The 16,067-nt window shown below is 69.6% G+C and carries 20 protein-coding genes; 3 read left to right on the top strand and 17 right to left on the bottom strand.

The genetic code is table 11. The features are described from left to right. Positions 1 to 118: 118 nt before the first annotated feature. From ACZ7OH_RS27160 to ACZ7OH_RS27145, 4 genes are read right to left on the bottom strand one after another with little or no spacing between them, the layout of a single operon-like run. A complete protein-coding gene (locus ACZ7OH_RS27160) occupies positions 119 to 337 on the bottom strand; it encodes a DNA-binding protein (protein ID WP_470283369.1) in 219 nt (72 codons plus the stop codon). Then, positions 334 to 1,140 carry a DNA-methyltransferase gene (locus ACZ7OH_RS27155; protein ID WP_470283368.1) on the bottom strand — a complete coding sequence of 269 codons (807 nt, stop codon included), beginning with the start codon at positions 1,138 to 1,140 and terminating at the stop codon, positions 334 to 336. Before ACZ7OH_RS27155 ends, ACZ7OH_RS27160 begins: the two co-directional genes overlap by 4 nt. Then, positions 1,137 to 1,655 carry a hypothetical protein gene (locus ACZ7OH_RS27150; protein ID WP_470283367.1) on the bottom strand — a complete coding sequence of 173 codons (519 nt, stop codon included), beginning with the start codon at positions 1,653 to 1,655 and terminating at the stop codon, positions 1,137 to 1,139. Before ACZ7OH_RS27150 ends, ACZ7OH_RS27155 begins: the two co-directional genes overlap by 4 nt. A 46-nt stretch (positions 1,656 to 1,701) precedes the next feature. Beyond that, positions 1,702 to 2,193 carry an alpha/beta fold hydrolase gene (locus ACZ7OH_RS27145; protein WP_470283366.1) on the bottom strand — a complete coding sequence of 164 codons (492 nt, stop codon included), beginning with the start codon at positions 2,191 to 2,193 and terminating at the stop codon, positions 1,702 to 1,704. Between ACZ7OH_RS27145 and ACZ7OH_RS27140 the strand changes: the two genes are divergently transcribed. Beyond that, on the top strand, positions 2,107 to 2,886 hold the full coding sequence (locus ACZ7OH_RS27140; protein WP_470283365.1) for a BadF/BadG/BcrA/BcrD ATPase family protein: 780 nt from the start codon (positions 2,107 to 2,109) through the stop codon (positions 2,884 to 2,886). The two genes, ACZ7OH_RS27145 and ACZ7OH_RS27140, sit on opposite strands and share 87 nt — an antisense overlap. Here the strand turns inward: ACZ7OH_RS27140 and ACZ7OH_RS27135 are convergent. The 3 genes from ACZ7OH_RS27135 to ACZ7OH_RS27125 all read right to left on the bottom strand — a co-directional run bounded on the left by ACZ7OH_RS27135 (position 2,801) and on the right by ACZ7OH_RS27125 (position 5,838). Continuing rightward, positions 2,801 to 3,673, bottom strand: a complete 873-nt coding sequence (locus ACZ7OH_RS27135; RefSeq protein WP_470283364.1) for an alpha/beta hydrolase — start codon at positions 3,671 to 3,673, stop codon at positions 2,801 to 2,803. The two genes, ACZ7OH_RS27140 and ACZ7OH_RS27135, sit on opposite strands and share 86 nt — an antisense overlap. 5 nt (positions 3,674 to 3,678) lie before the next feature. After that, positions 3,679 to 4,950, bottom strand: a complete 1,272-nt coding sequence (locus tag ACZ7OH_RS27130) for an LLM class flavin-dependent oxidoreductase (protein ID WP_470283478.1) — start codon at positions 4,948 to 4,950, stop codon at positions 3,679 to 3,681. 204 nt (positions 4,951 to 5,154) lie between these two features. Further along, positions 5,155 to 5,838 carry an HXXEE domain-containing protein gene (locus ACZ7OH_RS27125; protein ID WP_470283363.1) on the bottom strand — a complete coding sequence of 228 codons (684 nt, stop codon included), beginning with the start codon at positions 5,836 to 5,838 and terminating at the stop codon, positions 5,155 to 5,157. Positions 5,839 to 5,940: 102 nt separating this feature from the next. Between ACZ7OH_RS27125 and ACZ7OH_RS27120 the strand changes: the two genes are divergently transcribed. Together ACZ7OH_RS27120 and ACZ7OH_RS27115 are read left to right on the top strand one after the other, a co-directional pair. Further along, a complete protein-coding gene (locus ACZ7OH_RS27120; protein WP_470283362.1) occupies positions 5,941 to 6,552 on the top strand; it encodes a TetR/AcrR family transcriptional regulator in 612 nt (203 codons plus the stop codon). A gap of 55 nt (positions 6,553 to 6,607) precedes the next feature. Next, on the top strand, positions 6,608 to 7,894 hold the full coding sequence (locus tag ACZ7OH_RS27115; RefSeq protein ID WP_470283361.1) for an FAD-dependent oxidoreductase: 1,287 nt from the start codon (positions 6,608 to 6,610) through the stop codon (positions 7,892 to 7,894). 78 nt (positions 7,895 to 7,972) lie between these two features. Here the strand turns inward: ACZ7OH_RS27115 and ACZ7OH_RS27110 are convergent, their stop codons facing one another. From ACZ7OH_RS27110 to ACZ7OH_RS27065, 10 genes are all read right to left on the bottom strand, one after another. Then, positions 7,973 to 8,614 (bottom strand): TetR/AcrR family transcriptional regulator, encoded by a 642-nt coding sequence (locus ACZ7OH_RS27110; protein WP_470283360.1) that lies wholly within the window; start codon positions 8,612 to 8,614, stop codon positions 7,973 to 7,975. Between the two features lie 136 nt (positions 8,615 to 8,750). Next, positions 8,751 to 9,995 carry a pre-mycofactocin synthase MftD gene (gene mftD / locus ACZ7OH_RS27105; protein ID WP_470283359.1) on the bottom strand — a complete coding sequence of 415 codons (1,245 nt, stop codon included), beginning with the start codon at positions 9,993 to 9,995 and terminating at the stop codon, positions 8,751 to 8,753. After that, complete coding sequence (gene mftF / locus ACZ7OH_RS27100) at positions 9,992 to 11,410, bottom strand: mycofactocin biosynthesis glycosyltransferase MftF (RefSeq protein WP_470283358.1); 1,419 nt, start codon at positions 11,408 to 11,410, stop codon at positions 9,992 to 9,994. The genes mftD and mftF overlap by 4 nt, the downstream gene beginning before the upstream one ends. Further along, positions 11,410 to 12,195 carry a mycofactocin-coupled SDR family oxidoreductase gene (locus tag ACZ7OH_RS27095; RefSeq protein ID WP_470283357.1) on the bottom strand — a complete coding sequence of 262 codons (786 nt, stop codon included), beginning with the start codon at positions 12,193 to 12,195 and terminating at the stop codon, positions 11,410 to 11,412. The genes mftF and ACZ7OH_RS27095 overlap by 1 nt, the downstream gene beginning before the upstream one ends. Next, positions 12,192 to 12,914 (bottom strand): mycofactocin biosynthesis peptidyl-dipeptidase MftE, encoded by a 723-nt coding sequence (gene mftE / locus ACZ7OH_RS27090; RefSeq protein WP_470283356.1) that lies wholly within the window; start codon positions 12,912 to 12,914, stop codon positions 12,192 to 12,194. Before mftE ends, ACZ7OH_RS27095 begins: the two co-directional genes overlap by 4 nt. 2 nt (positions 12,915 to 12,916) lie before the next feature. Continuing rightward, positions 12,917 to 14,080, bottom strand: a complete 1,164-nt coding sequence (gene mftC, locus ACZ7OH_RS27085; protein WP_470283355.1) for a mycofactocin radical SAM maturase — start codon at positions 14,078 to 14,080, stop codon at positions 12,917 to 12,919. After that, positions 14,080 to 14,367, bottom strand: coding sequence for a mycofactocin biosynthesis chaperone MftB (mftB, locus tag ACZ7OH_RS27080; RefSeq protein WP_470283354.1), 288 nt, complete (start codon positions 14,365 to 14,367; stop codon positions 14,080 to 14,082). Before mftB ends, mftC begins: the two co-directional genes overlap by 1 nt. Then, positions 14,357 to 14,464 carry a mycofactocin precursor MftA gene (mftA, locus tag ACZ7OH_RS27075; RefSeq protein ID WP_470283353.1) on the bottom strand — a complete coding sequence of 36 codons (108 nt, stop codon included), beginning with the start codon at positions 14,462 to 14,464 and terminating at the stop codon, positions 14,357 to 14,359. Before mftA ends, mftB begins: the two co-directional genes overlap by 11 nt. A 406-nt stretch (positions 14,465 to 14,870) precedes the next feature. Continuing rightward, complete coding sequence (locus ACZ7OH_RS27070; protein WP_470283352.1) at positions 14,871 to 15,053, bottom strand: hypothetical protein; 183 nt, start codon at positions 15,051 to 15,053, stop codon at positions 14,871 to 14,873. A 50-nt stretch (positions 15,054 to 15,103) separates the two neighbouring features. Then, on the bottom strand, positions 15,104 to 16,042 hold the full coding sequence (locus ACZ7OH_RS27065) for an ATP-binding cassette domain-containing protein (protein ID WP_470283351.1): 939 nt from the start codon (positions 16,040 to 16,042) through the stop codon (positions 15,104 to 15,106). Positions 16,043 to 16,067 lie beyond the last annotated feature (25 nt).

Here is a 16,067-nt window from a genome sequence, read left to right as displayed (position 1 = left end):
CGGCCATTGAGGACCTCTCCCCTCGTTCGTCAAGCACCCACCAGGGGCTTTCTCTCCGACCGATACTCGCGCTGCGACTACCACTCGGGGAAGCCCGAGCCCGGGAAAGATCACCGGATCAGGTGGCCAGTCCCAGCAATCGCAACAACCCCGACGTCGGCACGCGGTAGGACGCACCCGCCCGGAAGACGGGGCAAGGAAAGGAGTCACCGCGGGCAAGGACGTACGCCGTCGTGCGCCGGATTCCCAGGGCACGCGCCGCTGTCATCAAATCCACCACCGCCGGCAAGGCGGCTATCTCGGCCAGCGTCATCGCTTGCCCCACCTCGACAGTCATGCACTCAACCCCAATCGACGCAGTGCGAGCTCGTGGCAAGCAGGGTTGAGATCGATCCCGATGAAACGGCACCGGTGCTCTCGCGCCGCGATCCCGGTGGTCCCGCTCCCCGAGAACGGATCGAGAACCGTCCCACCCGGACGACAGCCCAGCCGTACACAGCGGCGTGCGATCTCCAGGGTTCCCTTGGCCGGATGGCCCACCCGGCCGCGGTCCGACGAGACACTCCACACCGCCGTCTCGCCAGTCTCGGTGACGTCTCGCCGGTCTCGGGTCAGCACGAAGATGTTCTCGTACCGGCGCGCGAACCGGTCCCGAACGCTCTCGGGCCGGGCGTTCGGCTTGTGCCAGATGATCTCGCGCTCCAGCAACCAACCACGGTCCAGGAGCTGGAGCACCACCCGCCAGGGAACACCGACGAGGTCCTTTGCCCGGTGCGACGCCTGCGGCGGACGGTGCGTCCCGTACCGGGTGCGGGATCGCTCGTCCGCGGTACGAGCTTTCGAGCCATCCGCCACATATCGACCCCAGGAGCCGCCGTAGCTGTCTCCGAGGTTGAGCCACACGGAGCCCCCACGAGCCAGCACCGGAGCCAGCTCGTCGAATACCGAGGCAAGCCTCGCGACGTACCGCTCGACCGTCGGCTCCGCGCCCGCTTGGCCGGCAACCCGGTAGTCGCGCAAGCCCCAATACGGCGGCGAGGTCACCACGCAATCCACGGACCGCAGCGACAAGTTCCTGATCGTCTCGGCGGCATCACCGCCGTGGAGCGCTACCTGGCCGTCGTCGAAGAAAGTCGTCACGCGGCCGCCCACCGGCTCGAGCCGGTGGCGAACAGCTCCGTCACCGGCTCGTCGCCAGGACAAGCAGCCGCGGCGAAACGAGAGATGATGTCGTCGCCACCCGATACGACGTCGCCGGGGTTTGTGCCGTACCTAACGCGAAGACCATCGATGTCGAAGCGATAGGACGACCGCAGCGCGAAAAAGAATCCGATTCCGTTCCCAGGCTCGCCGCTCGTGACGGGCCCGATGAGGGCGTTTCGAAGCAACCACCGCTCCTTCTGCAGCTCGAGAGCGGCACGCCACGCCAAACCCGGGCCGCCACGACCCCAGCGATCGCCGAACACGAGCAACGCCGCGCCCTCCGGGCGCAGGACCCGGCGCAGGGCCGTCCACACACCGCAGATCCCGGCGACCACCTGCTCGGCGGAGGCGTCTCCGACGACCGGAGACGCCACAGCACAGTCGAGGCTGTGGTCGGCAAGCGATATCATTCGTTTCAATGTGTCCGCAATGGAACGCTCGAAAGCAGTCATCAGCAAGGCAACCTCCGCGTCATCGGCTGACACGAGACACGGCGGATCACGAGACCGCTTGATTCTGTTCCGTTCGGCATCGCGATGCTCGTGGTCGGTTGAACATGGCCAGGTCCAGCGGCTGGTCGAGATCCAACGCCGGCTCCAGGACGTCGAGCGCCGCCGTGCCGGTGAGGATCACCGCGTCCACGTCCGCGGAGTGGTCGAGCAGGTGCTGCTGCGCGGCGAACGAGCCCATGCTGTGCGCGAGCAACACGACCGGCAGCCCCGGCTGCTCGTCGCGGATCCGGGCATTAAGGGCTCCGATGTCGCCGACCAGCGCCGCCCACCCGTCCGGCCCGAGGTCACCCGGCACAGCCGCCATGGACGCGCCGTGACCGCGGTGGTCCTGGCCGTAGACGACGAACCCGCGCTCGGCGAACGCGCGCGCCACCCGGTCGTCGCGCAGGACGTGCTCGCCCATCCCGTGGGTCAGCTGCAGGACGCCGGCCGGCGCTCCCGCGGGTTCCCAGCGGTAGGCCGTTTCGTGACCGGCCACCACCTGGGCGTGGACCTCGGCTCGACCACGGCGAAGGTGGTGGTTGTGGACGATCACGGGTCCGTTGTGGGCCAGAGCGTCGTCCAGATGGGCGCCGTCAGCAGGCAGGGGATGCAGAAGGCCGTCGACGCCGCCCTGGCGCAAGCCGGTGTGTCCGAACAGGATCTCTCGGGCACGGTGTCGACCGGGTACGGGCGCAAGCTCGTCCCCGGCGCGCACCGGACGTTCACCCATCGCGTCGGCCGTTCGCGCCGGATCTTCCTTGTATCCGAGCATCAAGGCACGCTCGACTTGACCGACGGCTACCCGGATCACCTCCACCGCGGCCGGCGGTTGGTTGCCGCTGATCTCAAGACGATGGACGCGGCCCTCGTCTGTCGCCTGTGGAGCAGTCCCCGGCGACTCCGATCACCACTCGTGAGAACTCCCTGGTGGAGGCAAAGCCCCCGACGAGAAGCCCTGAAGACACCGACCGGCGTGAAATCGCCGAGGAGACGTCCTGGCCGAATCGGCCGTCAGCTCTCGCCCCGCGAAAGCCGCTTCACCTGCTGCGGCCGCAACGACCATCGTCTCGATCATGCCTGCCGCCGAGCAGCGGCGTCGGCGGTCATGCCTCAGGCCCAGGGTTGTCTGGGACTGCCGGGGGAAAGCCGTGGCGGCGCGCCTCCGCATCGCTGTTCGCGCGGTCAGTGACCAATCGCTGCAGGAAGGACTCGGTCGCGGCGACGGTCGCGGTCGTCAGCGTAGGGGCCATGTCGAACTCGTGATCGCGGTCGGCGTAGACGTGCAGGTCGCTGGGAATACCGAGCTCGACCAGGCGTTGGTGCAGCGCGACGCTCGACCGCGGGTTGAGCGCCTTGTCGGCGGTGCCGTGAAACACGACAGTCGGCGGGAACGCGGTGTGCAGCAACGCGATCGGACTCGCGGCGTCGAGCTCGGCGGTGGTGGCGCCGTCGGGAAAGAGCATCCAGCTGGGGACGCGACCGAGGGCGTCGAGCTCGATCGGGAGCGTGGGCGGTGGCTCGAGGGGCGGTGGCGCGGCGGCCGGGTAGAAGCCGATCGGCGGGTAGTAGGCGACGATCGCCGCCGGCCTCACCTCCGGTGCGAGGGTGCCGGTCATCAGGGCGATGTGGGCACCGGCGGAGTGACCCTGCACGACGACCCGTGCGGGTTCGACGTCGAGGTGCTCGGCATTGGCCCGCACCCAGTCGAGGGCCGCGGTGGCGTCGACCAGCGACGCGGGCCAGGGCGCGGCGTCGAGCAGGCGGTACTGCACGGCCACTGCGGTGAACCCGGCGGCGGCGAGCGCGGCGGCCCGGGAGTGCACGAACTCCTTGGCGCCGGCCCGCCAGCCCCCGCCGTGCAGGACGAGCACGGCGCAGCGGTGACTGTTCGTCACAGGCCGGAAGACATCGAGAGCGAGTTCGGAAGGGCCGGTCTGGCTATAGACGGCGCTCTCGAACGCGTGTACGGCAGTCATCGCGATCAGACCTCCGCGACCGGCACGCCGATGTCGACGGTCCGCAAGACTGGGGCGACCTTGCGGCCGATCAGCTCGTGCGAGCGGACCAGGGCCTCGTGCCCGAAGTCGGCGAAGTCGGTGAAGGCCATGATCGCGCCGTAGCCGCCGGCGCGGCATTGTTCGACGAGCTTCTCGGTGACGGTCGCGGCCGAGCCGATGACGAAGTCGTCCGGATTCATCATGAAAGATCGAACGGTGCTGTCGGCGGTCTCGAAGGCCTGGCCGACGCTGGCCAGCACGAAGTCCAGCGCGGCCGCGTACCGGTCCTGCGCCTCGGCGTCGGAGTCGGCGACGAACACCCGCCGGCGCAGCCCCAGCATCGAAGGGACCACGGTGCGCCCGGCGGCATCAGCAGCTTCCCGATAGCGAGTGGCGAGCGCGGCGGCCGCCGGGGTGGGCATCCACGACGTGCACAGCTTGTAGCCGCGCTCGGCGGTCCACGCAGCCGAGTCCGGCGACATGACCGTCACCCACGGGGCGCGGCCTGTCTCCGGACGCATTCGCGGAACCAGGGGGACCCGCTCCAAGTTGTAGAAAGCGTCGTGATGGGTCACGGTCGGCCCTTCGACGGCTTTGGCCAGCAGTTCGGCGCCACTGTAGTAGCGGGGGCGGACCTCCTCGGACGGGATGCCGGCCATGACCGCCTCGGCGTCCCCGGCGCCGGGCGCGATGCCCGGCTCGAACCGGCCGCCGGTGAGGTAGTCGAGCATGCCGACCTCCTCGACCCAGCGACGGCTGTCGTGCAGGGCCAGCACGCTGCCCAGGCTGGTCAAGCGCATCCTGCTCGTCACCCGCGCCAGCGCCGCGATCAGCAGGTGCGTGGAGGGTGACAGGCTGATCGGGTTGAAATGGTGCTCGGCGAAGGCCAGTCCGTCGAACCCGAACTCTTCGCAAGCGGCCCACAGGTCCAGGTACCGGTCGAAGGTCGCCTGCAAGTCCGCGGGCGGAACGGGGTGGTCCGGAGTATTCACCCGGCCCGAGGTGAAGAAGTAGAAGCCCCAGGTTTCGATCACGAGCGTGCTCCTTTGCATGGCATCGCGGCAGACGAGTGAGAGCCGGGTCCACGCGGTCGCGATAGCTCCCGCGAGATCCACGAACGTCGTGGAGATAAGGCACAAGTTGCGCGAGTGGTTGACTCCGGCACTGATCAGCCACCTGCGATGGCTGATCCACTTACAACGTGACATTTCATCGAGCGGCTGCCGGGACGAGCGCCCATGGCCGCTCCATCCCATCGCCACCTAGCGTTTCGTTGGCAGGCAGCAGCTTCCAGCTGGGACGCCGTGCACGTCCTCGCACGAACGAAGGCTTCGGCGACCGTCTCGGTGTCAACTCCTCGCAGGAAGGGCGAACCGCGGCCTGTACTTCAGCGCAGACGGCCAGTCGGGCCGGTTCGCCCATCGCACACGACCGGACCCGGCCTGCGCCTCCCTGCTGCATCACGCATGTTCGGCCACCGGCAAGGGTTCCGGAGCGATACCGGCCCGGCGCAGCCGCCGCTCGCGCTCCCACCGCTCGATCTCGACGCGGTCGAACGGGTATTTGGAGTTGCGTGGCGACAGCAGGCCGTATCCGATGCGCATCATGATCACGCCGATGAAGAAGGCAATGTAGAGGACAGCGAACACCCAGTCCCATCCGTTGATCATGTTCTGCTGGTAGACCTCAATCAGGTACCAGATGCCCAGCGGGACATGTCCGAGAACGACCGCCGCCAGCCCCGGGTTGTAGAACCACTTGAGCTTGATGTTCGTCTGAATCCCGTGCACGACCAGCTGCCCGACCATGCCGAACAGCACCGGGGCCAGGCCGAGCCAAACCTGATCTGGCAGAAAAACCGGCACCAAGTAGAACGGCCACGCGAGCACGTTGATGAATGTCGCGTTGAGCTGGTTGAGCGGGTACCGGTCGACTGGCCCGCCCTTGGGGTTGAAGACCTCGTTGAGGATCCACGGCTCACCGCCTGGGAACCGGTACTCCTCGAACTGGTGGATCAAGATCACCGCGAAGTTCAGCAACAGGATCAGCTGCACGGTCGACCAGTCTCCCAGCCACGCCCACAACACAGCGGGGACGACCAGCACTCCCCCGACGTCATACCAGTGACGAATGAAGAACCTCACCGCCGGTCCCTTCTCCGCTCGAGTCATTTGCCGACATCACCATCGTCATCTCAACAGGCGTTGAAGTCAACAGCTGTTGAGATCGAATGTTAGACTTCACCCATGAGTGACCCAGGGCTACGGACCGGTCGCCCCGCCGACAGCGCCGGCATGAACAGCTCACGCATCCTCGCCGCCGCGCGCCACGAGTTCGCGGCCAAGGGCTTCCGGGGGGCGACGCTGCGCTCGATCGCAGCTCGAGCAGGCTTCGACGTCGCCCTGATCGGGCACTACTTCAAGAACAAGGACCGCCTCTTCGTCGCGACGATGGACCTTCCCGAGGAGGCGACGCGGACGCTCAGGACCGCGCTGTCCGGCCCCCTCTCGTCACAGGGCAAGCGCCTCACGCGCGGCTATCTCGACCTGTGGGAGGACCCGGCGACCAGCGCACAGATGCAGCTGCTCGCGCGTTCCGCGCTGAGCAACGCCGCGGCGCTCGCCCGGCTGCAGACGCTGCTGGCCGAAGCCGTCGCGACCACGAGCTTCGACGAGCTGCCCGACGGCCACCGAGCCGGCTTCGCGCTGGCCATGGCCCACCTGCTCGGAGTCGCGATCGGCCGCCACCTCACCGCGATCCCCGACCTTGCCGGGATGGACTTCGACACCCTCGTCGCCCGCACCGCACCCGCCGTCCAACTTCACCTGAACGATCCGGGCGAGCCCGCATCCCCCTGACGCTGGCCGACCAGGGTGACCAGCACGCGAGACCATCGAACCGGGAAGGACCGTCATGACCCCCACCGCGCCGGAGGCACGCTCCGATACGACGCCAGCCGCAACGTCGAGGACGACATGCGCCATCGTCGGAGGCGGCCCGGCCGGACTCGTCCTGGCACTGCTGCTCGCCCGAGCGGGTGTCGATGTGACGGTGTTGGAGAAGCACGCAGATTTCCTGCGCGACTTCCGTGGCGACACCGTCCACCCGACCACGCTCAACCTGCTCGACGACCTCGGCCTGTTCGAGCAGTTCGACGCGTTGCCCCAATCCCGCATATCGCGAGCCGAGTTCCCCACGCCGGACGATGTCCCGGTGGTGGTCGCCGACTTCAGCCGCCTACCCCTGCGGCACCCCTACATCGCCATGGTGCCCCAATGGGATCTCCTGGACCTGCTCGCCGACGCAGGCAAGAAAGAGCCGACCTACACACTGCTGACCGAGCACGCCGTGACCGGAGTGGTGCGTGACGGCGACCGGGTCATCGGCGTCGACTACACCTCACCCGCCGGAAGCGGACGGCTTCTCGCGGACCTCGTCGTCGCCTGCGACGGCCGTTGGTCCACCGTTCGCCAGGAGGTCGGACTGCCCGCCACGGAATACCCCGTCCCCCTCGATGTCTGGTGGTTCCGCATTCCCACCACCCGGCACGTGGGCGAGTCGTTGCTGCCGCGGTTCTCGAACGGACGCGCAGCGATCGCCATCCCCCGCGAGGGCTACCTGCAGGTCGCCTACCTGGGCCGCAAGGGATCCGACGGCCAGGTCCGCGCACGCGGCATCGAGGCCTTCCGGACCGAGGTCGCCGCGCTGCTTCCCGAACTGGCAGACGACATCGCCGCCATCGCGGCGATGGACGACATCAAACACCTCGACGTCCGCATGGACCGGCTGCACCGATGGCACGCCCCAGGGGTGCTGTGCATCGGCGACGCCGCACACGCGATGTCACCCATCGGCGGAGTCGGCATCAACCTCGCAGTGCAGGATGCCGTCGCCACCGCACGCCTGCTCGCCGGGACACTGCGGCGCGGCGCTCTGCACCAGTCCGAGGACCGCATCCTCGCCAAAGTGCAGCGCCGCCGCGCCCTCCCCACCATCGTCATCCAAGCCGTGCAACGACTCATGCACAGCCGGCTCATGGTCCCCGTCCTCGACGGCAAGACGATCGAACTCCCCCGCGCGCTTTTGACGTTGCTCCGCCGTGTACCCGTCCTGACCGCACTCCCCGCGACCATCATCGGCATCGGCCCCCGACCCGAGAAGGCGCCCAGCTGGGCACGACGCCCTGCCCGGCCGCACTGAACAACGGTGCAACTCCGATCATAGGAGACCGACATCCGTGATCGACGAGATGCCATGGCTGAGCGATTGTGGTGTGGCCTACCGCGTCGCCTGTCGCCCGTCGGGTGCGTGGCGCGGGGGCCGGCCCGGATCTGGCGTGGTCAGGTGGAGTTGGACGGCGGGTGCGGTGCGGGCGACGAGGGTGCCGAAGTCCATCCCGGCAAGGTCGGGGATCGCGGTGAGATGGCGGCCGATGGCGACTCCGAGCAGGTGTGCCATCGCGAGACTGAACCCGGTGCGGCGCCCGTCCAGCAGTTCGCCGGCATCGGCGGTCGCGCCGGCCAACAGGTCGTGGAGCCGGGCCGAGGCTGTCTCGTTGCTCAGGGCTGACCGGGCCAATCCTCGCATTTGCGCCCTGGTTGCCGGCTCTTCCCAGAGGGCGAGATATCCGCGGGTGAGGCGGTCGCCTTGCGTCTGTGAAGGTTCGGAAAGTGCTGCCGCCAGCGTGTCGTTGGTCCCGGCGGGGAGTTCCATGGTGGCGGCGAAGAGCCCGTCTTTGTTGCCGAAGTAGTGGGCGACCAACGCCACGTCGAAACCGGCGCCGGCCGCGATCGAGCGCATCGTGGCCCCACGAAAACCCTTGGCTGCGAATTCAGTGCGTGCGGAGGCCAGGATCTGTTCCTTGTTGCTGCCGTCGCTTGCGACGGGGCGGCCGGTGCGTTCTCCGGTGGTCGGGGACATGATCTGACGCTACACCGTCACCTCAACCGGTGTTGACATCAACGTTTGTCGAGGTCAAGCTCGCGGTGATGCCCAGCATGAGCACTGCCCCGCCGCAATCCGCCCGGCACCAGCAGGACGCTCGGACTCGCACCCACTAACAGGTGCTGTGCGTGACCTCCACCTCGTCGTCCTCGATAGGCACGCTTACTTTGGCGCGAGCCGCCATGCTCCCGCCGAGTTCGGCTTCGAAGCCATCCGGCACAACGACGTCCTCGGGGCCGAGATCCTGGACGCAGCGCTTGCCCAACGCCAGCAGTGTCGAGTCGATCCCGTTGCGCAACACGTCGAGGACGTTCTCCACACCGGTCTGCCCACCTGCGGCCAGGCCCCACAGGTACGCACGGCCGATCAGCACCGCACGAGCACCCAGCGACAGCGCCTTCACGACGTCGCTGCCGCGGCGGATCCCGCCGTCCAGCAGGACTTCCACCTCCCCGCCGACCGCTGCGGCGATCGCCGGAAGCGCGCGGATGGTCGCCGGGGTGCCGTCGAGGTTGTTGCCGCCGTGGTTGGACACCGAGATCGCACTCACCCCGGCGTCAATCGCGCGGCGGGCCTCGTCGACCCGGATCACGCCCTTGAGCAGGAACGGACCGTCCCACTGCGACCGCAGCCAAGCCACGTCGTCCCACGTCGGCGGCGGCGTCTGCATCCACTGCCCGTACGCTCCGAAGAACGTGGACACCTTTTCTCCGGGCTCCACCATATTCGGCACGCCCAAGTCCGGCAGCCGACGAGTGCGCACGTAGTCCAGCAGCCAGCGCGGATGCGTGATGCCTTCCGGCGCGAACCGCAGCAGTTCGCGGAAGTTCAGCTTCTCCGGAATGTGCGGGCTACCCCAGTCGCGGCTGTGCGAGAACGACCAGTCCAACGTGAGGATGATGCCGACGGCCCCGGCGGCGCGGGCGCGGTCTAAGCGGCGCCGGATGTCGTCGCGGGTGCCGGTCCAGTAGACCTGGAAGTACGTGTTCGGGTTGGCGGCGACGACCTCTTCGATCGGCTTGCTGCCGAATGAAGACAACCCGATCGACGTCCCGCGTGCCGCGGCGGCGCGGGCGACGGCGACCTCACCGTCCGGGTGCACGGCCTGCACTCCCGTCGGGGAGATCAGCACCGGCAGCGCGACGTCCCGGCCGAGCACGTGCGTACCCAGGTCGCGAGTGCCGGAAAGGCCCGCGGTCCGGGGTGCGAAACGCAGCTCGTCGAACGCGCTCAGGTTGTCGGCCAGCGTCAGGCCCTTCTCCGAGCCGGCGATCAGCGCGGAGTACACGGAGCCGGGTAGCCGCTTCTTGGCGCGCCTCTGTGCCTCGGCGATGGACTCGAACCAGGTGGCGCTCATCGTTTTCCCTTCTGATCGAAGCGCAGGGTGCGCCGGACGAGGACCGGGCGAACCGGCTTGAGAGTGCGGTTATTCAGGCAACCGGCCCAAACCCCGGCGCCGTAGGCGATGTCGTCGACGATCGCCGCCGCCGTGTACCGGACGGGGTCGAGGTCGCGCCTGTTCTTCGCCCACGCGGTCAGCGGCGGCCCGAGAAGCAGAGACGCCACTGCGACTCGGCGCCCTCGTCCCCGCGGTACCAGCAGTCCCGCGAGCAGGGGCGCCGCGAACTGGGTGCCATAGCGGCCGCAGCCGAGCCACGTCTGGTGGACGGCGGTGGCCATCGCCAGCACGACGCCGTCCGTCGGCACGTCGTGGGCGCGTACGGTGCGGGCCGTACTGGCCACCGAGCCACCGAACGCCAGCGCGGCGAGCCATGGACGGCGGGCCAGCAACGCCCCGACGGCCAGCGCCGGCCAAGGCTGCAGCGCCAGCGGCGCCACGAGGTCCGGGTGCCGCTTGGCGAGCGCGGCGGCAGAGGTGCCGTAGCGGGCCCGGCGGCCGAGCAGGCCGCGCCAGGTTTCCGGTTCGTGGTGGCCGACCGAGACCTCCGGCGCATAGCGAACCCTGAACCCTGTGGTGTGAAGCCGCCAGACGAGGTCGACGTCCTCACCGACGCGCAGGTCCGGATCGAAGACCTCGCCGTCGCCGGCCACGTCGATCAGCGCGGCCCGGCGAACGACGAGCGCGGCCGTGGGCACGTACGACATCCGGGTGCCGGGCGCGACCCGCGCGGGGCGGTCGCCCAGGTCGAGGCTGCTCGCCACCCGGGTGTAGCGGCCGGCCCAGGTGTCCGGCGCCAAGGCGCGCACCCGGGGCGCGACCGCGGCGACCAACGGGTCGGCGAAGTGCGCCGCGAGCCGGTCGGTCCAGCCCGTGGTCGGCACGCAGTCGCTGTCCAGGAAAGCTGCCAACTCGGTGGAAACGTGCTCCAAGGCGGTGTTCCGCGCGGCGCCGGGGCCACCGTTGACGTAACGGCGGACAAGCTTCGCCCCGCGCGCGGCCGCCACTGCGGCGACGGCCGCGGAGTCGCGGGAGCCGTCGTCGACGACCAGTACCGGGTGCCGGCCGTCGAGCCCGGCCAGGCAGCGGTCCAGCAGCTCTGCGCGGTCGCGAACGGGTACCACGACCGTGAGTTCGGCGGGCGCGTCCGGTTCCGGCGGAAGAGGGTGGGCGAGCCCCGCGTCGGTGAGCCGTCGAGCGAGCGTCCCGGCTGTGGCCGTCGAGACCCGTCCTTCGGCGAGTTCTCGCCAGGCGGCTTGTCCGGCCGCGGTCAGCCGGAGCACCCGCGCGGGCGAACCGCCGAAGATCAGGTCTGCGGTCAGGCGGCGGGTGTCCTGATCGAGTTCGAGCCGGAAGCCGGCCGGGAGGGGCATCACAGAGCCAGTCCTCCGTCCACCGGTACGACTGCGCCGGTCATCGCGCTGCTGTCCGGCCCGGAGAGGAACGCGAGCACCGCGGCGACCTCCGCAGGGTCGAGGAGCCGGTGGACCGGTTGCTGGGCAGCGAAGGCGGCGGCGTCGGGCAGGGCGTAGAGCCGGGCGCTTTCGGTGAGGATCGGGGTGTCGGTGGACCCGGGACTGACGGCGTTGGCGGTCACCCCGGTCGCACCCAGCTCGGCTCCGAGCGCGCGGACGAGCCCGGCGACCCCGGCCTTCGCGGCGCAGTAGGCCGCGAGCATCGGCAGGCCGCGGGTGGCGGCGGCCGACGCGACGGCCAGGAACCGGCCGGACCGTGGCCGCGGCCGCCGCAGCAGCGCGGGCACCGCGACGCGAGCCAAGTTGACGACGCCGTTCAGGTTGACGTCGAGGACCGCCTGTTCCTGTTCGAGTGGAACTTCCCACGCCGGCACTCCGCCGGCGACGACGCCCGCGGTCGCGATCGCCACGTCGAGCCCGCCCCACCGGCGTTCTGCCTCGGCGACGGCGGCAGCCATCGCCGAGGGATCCCGGACGTCGGCGACGAAGGGCTCGACGTTCCCGCCTGCCTGCTCGACAACGGCGGACAGCTCGGCCCCGCTTCCCATCGGATACGGCAGCGCCGGGTCGTCGGTTGCAACGTCGACCGCGAGAATCGTGTAGCCCCGTCGGGCCAGGTCCAGCACGGTCGCGGCGCCGATCCCCCGGGCCGCACCGGTGACGAGGGCGGTTCGCGCGGTCATCGCGGCACCACCTTGCCGGGAGTGCTCAGTTCGCTTCCGGTGGCGGAGCACCAGCGGTCCACCCTGGACGCGAGATCCACGACCAAGCGGTCCAGCAGCACCACACCTTCGCTCGCCGTGGCGGGCGTCGGGTCGCCGAGCACGCCGGTCGCCGTCACCGCCCGCACCCCACCGTTCAGCAGCAATGGCAACACCTCTCCCAGCGGCCTGCAATCCCCCGCGACGGCCCGGTCCATCCGCACCGCGTTCGCCCGCAAGGCCAGCTGCAGCGCCGTTTCCGGTCGTCCGGCGTGAGGGTCCCCGGTCCACTGCGGCTGGAACACCTCGATGTCCCGGGACTCCGCCCGCAGCCGCGCGGCAGCCCGGGCGACCGGCGCCGCGTTGCCGCCGTGCGCGGAGACGAACAACAGCCGCGGGAACGTCTCCGACGCGGACCTGCCCAGTTCCAGCAGGAGCAGCTCGGTCGCTTCCTGGCCGATCGAGAGCGTCCCGGCGAATCCCGCGTGCTCGCCGCTGGAGCCGTAGGCCACCGCGGGCGCCACCAGGACGTCCGGACGCTTCTCCGACAACCGATCGCACAGCGCGAGCGCGATGTCCGTGTCGGTCGAGAGCGGCAGGTGCGGGCCGTGCTGCTCGGTCGCCCCGATCGGCACGGCCAGGATCGCGCCGGCCGCCGCGCGCGCGGCGACGTCCGGCCACGTGAGATCCGCGAGCCGCACGGTCAGCGCCTGAACCCGGCGAGGGGGTTCTCGTCGCAGGCGCGCTCCGGCGGGCGGCGCATCCCGATGGTGACCGGGACCGGCCGCCGCCGGTGCGAGTGGTCCAGCGACGGCTTCGGCACGCTCGTAACGCCCGCGAGGGCCAGCTCCCCGTGGCCGCGCACGCATTCCGGGTCCGGGCCGTCCAGCGGCAGGCCGGTGAAGAACTTCGCGGCCATGCACCCGCCGCGGCAGGCGTCGAACGCCGAACACGACTCGCACGCGCCGCCACTCTGCGGCGAACGCAACGACGTGAACAGCTCCGATTCGCGCCAAACCGATGTGAACCCGCCGCCGCGGACGTTGCCGGCCAGGAACGTGTCGTGGATGGCGAACGGGCACGCGTAGACGTCGCCGACCGGGTCGACCAGGCACACGACCCGCCCGGCGCCGCAGAGGTTCAGCCCGGGCAGGCCGCCGTCGCCGTAGCCGGCGAGGTGGAAGAACGAGTCGCCGGTGAGGACGTTCTCGCCGTGGGCGACCAGCCAGTCGTACAACTCCCGCTGCTGGTCGGCGGTCGGGTGCAGCTCGTCCCAGGTGTCGGCGCCGCGGCCGGACGGGCGCAGGCGGGTGATCCGCAACTGGGCGCGGTAGCGGTCGGCGATCGCTTTGAACGCGTCGAGCTGGCTGACATTGTGGCGCGTCATCACCACGGAGATCTTGAAGTTCTCGAAGCCCGCGTCGGCGAGGTGTTCCATGGCGCGGATCGCGGTGTCGTACGAGCCGGGGCCGCGGACGTGGTCGTTGACTTCGGCGGTGGCGCCGTCGAGGGAGATCTGGACGTCGACGTAGTCGCTCGCGGCCAGTCGGCGCGCCACCTCGGGCGTGATCTTCACGCCGTTGGTGGAGAACTTCACGCCGACGTGGTGCTCGGTGGCGTAGTCGACGAGTTCCCAGAAGTCCGGCCGGACGGTGGGTTCGCCGCCGCCGATGTTGACGTAGAAGACCTGCATTCGTTCGAACTCGTCGATCAGCGCCTTGCATTCCGCTGTGGACAGTTCGCGCGGGTCACGCCGTCCCGAGGAGGAAAGGCAGTGCACGCACGAAAGGTTGCAGGCGTAGGTCAGTTCCCAGGTGAGGCAGATGGGGGCGTCGAGCCCGTACTGGAATTCGTCCACAAGGGACATCAGAGACTCCTCGGCTGGATCATGCTCGACGCGGCCAGTGCGGCCAGCGCGGCGCGGTAACGCGGCAGCTCGAGCCGGCCCACCCCGGCGCCCGCGCAGGCGGCGCGGGCGCTGGGGTGGTCGGCCAGGGACCGGACGACGGTCAGCAGCGCCGGGTTCTTCAGGAACGACAGGCGGCGGGTGCCGAAGTGGTACAGCAGCGCCCCGAACCGCTCGGGCCGGATCGACACCCGGTCGTCCAACCGCCACGCCGTGTCCAGATCGAAGGTGCCGGCGTCAGTAGACACCGCACATCCCGTCGATCGAGACTTCCTCGACCAGCAGGTCTTCGGCCACCACGACATCCTCGGCGACGGTGGCCTGCCCCACGGTGTTCTCGTCCATCATGACTCCTTCGATACTGGGGATTCGGACATCGGCTACGGGCCGGCGCTGCGCGGTGCTGGACCGGATTCCCAGCCGGGCGACCATCCGGCCCCGGGCGGGGACCGGAATGAAGCCGACAGCGGCGGTCACCGTCGCCCGGTGGCACGGACCACAGGCGGGAACGCGGACCGACGGCTGTGCGCCGGCCAACGGCACGAACTTGCCCGGGCGCGCCAGACCCGCGCAGCTGCTCGCGTGGTGCCCCGCGGGGGCACACAGGCACCGGCATTCGGTATTCGTCATTTCCACTCCTCGACACTCCGGCCGATCCCGGCCCTTCGCCACTACGCGCCGGAATCGGCGGTCCGGATGAGCCCGTCAGCCTGGGCAAGGCCCGCGTCCAGCACATCTCGTTCGGTTCTCGTCAGCCGGCCCACATTTCGGTTCCCGCCGCCCTGGCCAGGACGACCAGCCGCTTGGCCAGGCCCCGTGCCTGCGTCAACCGGATCCGGTTGCTGTCCAGCACGACCTGCGAATCGTCGATCAGTGCCTGGTAGCGGTGGTTGAGATCGCCGTGGTCGTCGACGATCCGGATCGCCTGGGCCAAGGCCGCGAGCTTTGCCGCGCGAACGCTCCGCGGGTACGGATCACCCACTGTCACGGCCCGCCGAAGACGGTGCCCGCGCTGGACCAGAACACGAAGACGATCACCACCAGCAGGAGCGCGACCACGCACCACACCGGCAGGTCGGGATCGATCGCGAAGAACCGCCTCCGCTCCCCGGCTGACCAGCCGCCTTCGACGACGTCCCTGCACAGCGGCCCGGCGAGGTCCGTCCGGAAGAACCGCCTGCCGAACTCTTCGCCGGTCCGCACGCCGCGCAGGAGGACGTCCGGTGGCCCGTGGGAGACGATCTTGCCGTTCCACAGGACGGCGACCTCGTGAGCCACTTCCCGCGCAAAGTCCAGGTCGTGCGTCGTGATCAGTACCGTGGCCCGCGCCTTCTCGTTGACCGACTTGATCGCTCTGATGATGGCGCCCGTGTAGCGGGAATCGAACGCGGTGTCGACGTCGTCGAGGACGATCAGCGGCATGCCGGACACCAACGCCTGCGCGAGGAGCACCCTGCGCCTCGCGTGCGCGGGGATCTCCTCGGGGAAGGAACCCGCGAACGCCGCCAGGCCGAATTCCTGGATCAACGGCGCGGTGGTCGCGTGCACCTCATCGTCCGTCGCACCGGCACGGCGCAGGATGCAAGCGACGTTCTCGTAGACGTTCATCGAGGAGAACAGCCGGCTGCCGAACGGGTGTGAGCCGCCGACCACGGCCGCGATCCCGCCCCGAGCGCTGACGAGCTCGGCCGAGGTCAGCGACCAGACGTCACGTCCGTCCAGCCGGACGCTGCCGCCCGTCGGCGGCAGCAGTCCCACGAGGTGCCGCAGGAGAGTCGTCTTGCCGCAGCCCGACTGTCCGAGGATCACCGTGACCTGGCCGTCCGGCACCGACAGCCGAAGCCGGTGCAGCACCGGCTCGTCGCCGAGAACCGTCGTCACGCCGTCGAATTCGATCTTCGAGGCGCTGGGGGCACTCTCCATGCGCTCACCTCCTCACAGTCGGCTA

Source organism: Amycolatopsis sp. NPDC114478, from assembly GCF_055633805.1.
This window is presented reverse-complemented; position numbering and strand designations above follow the sequence as displayed.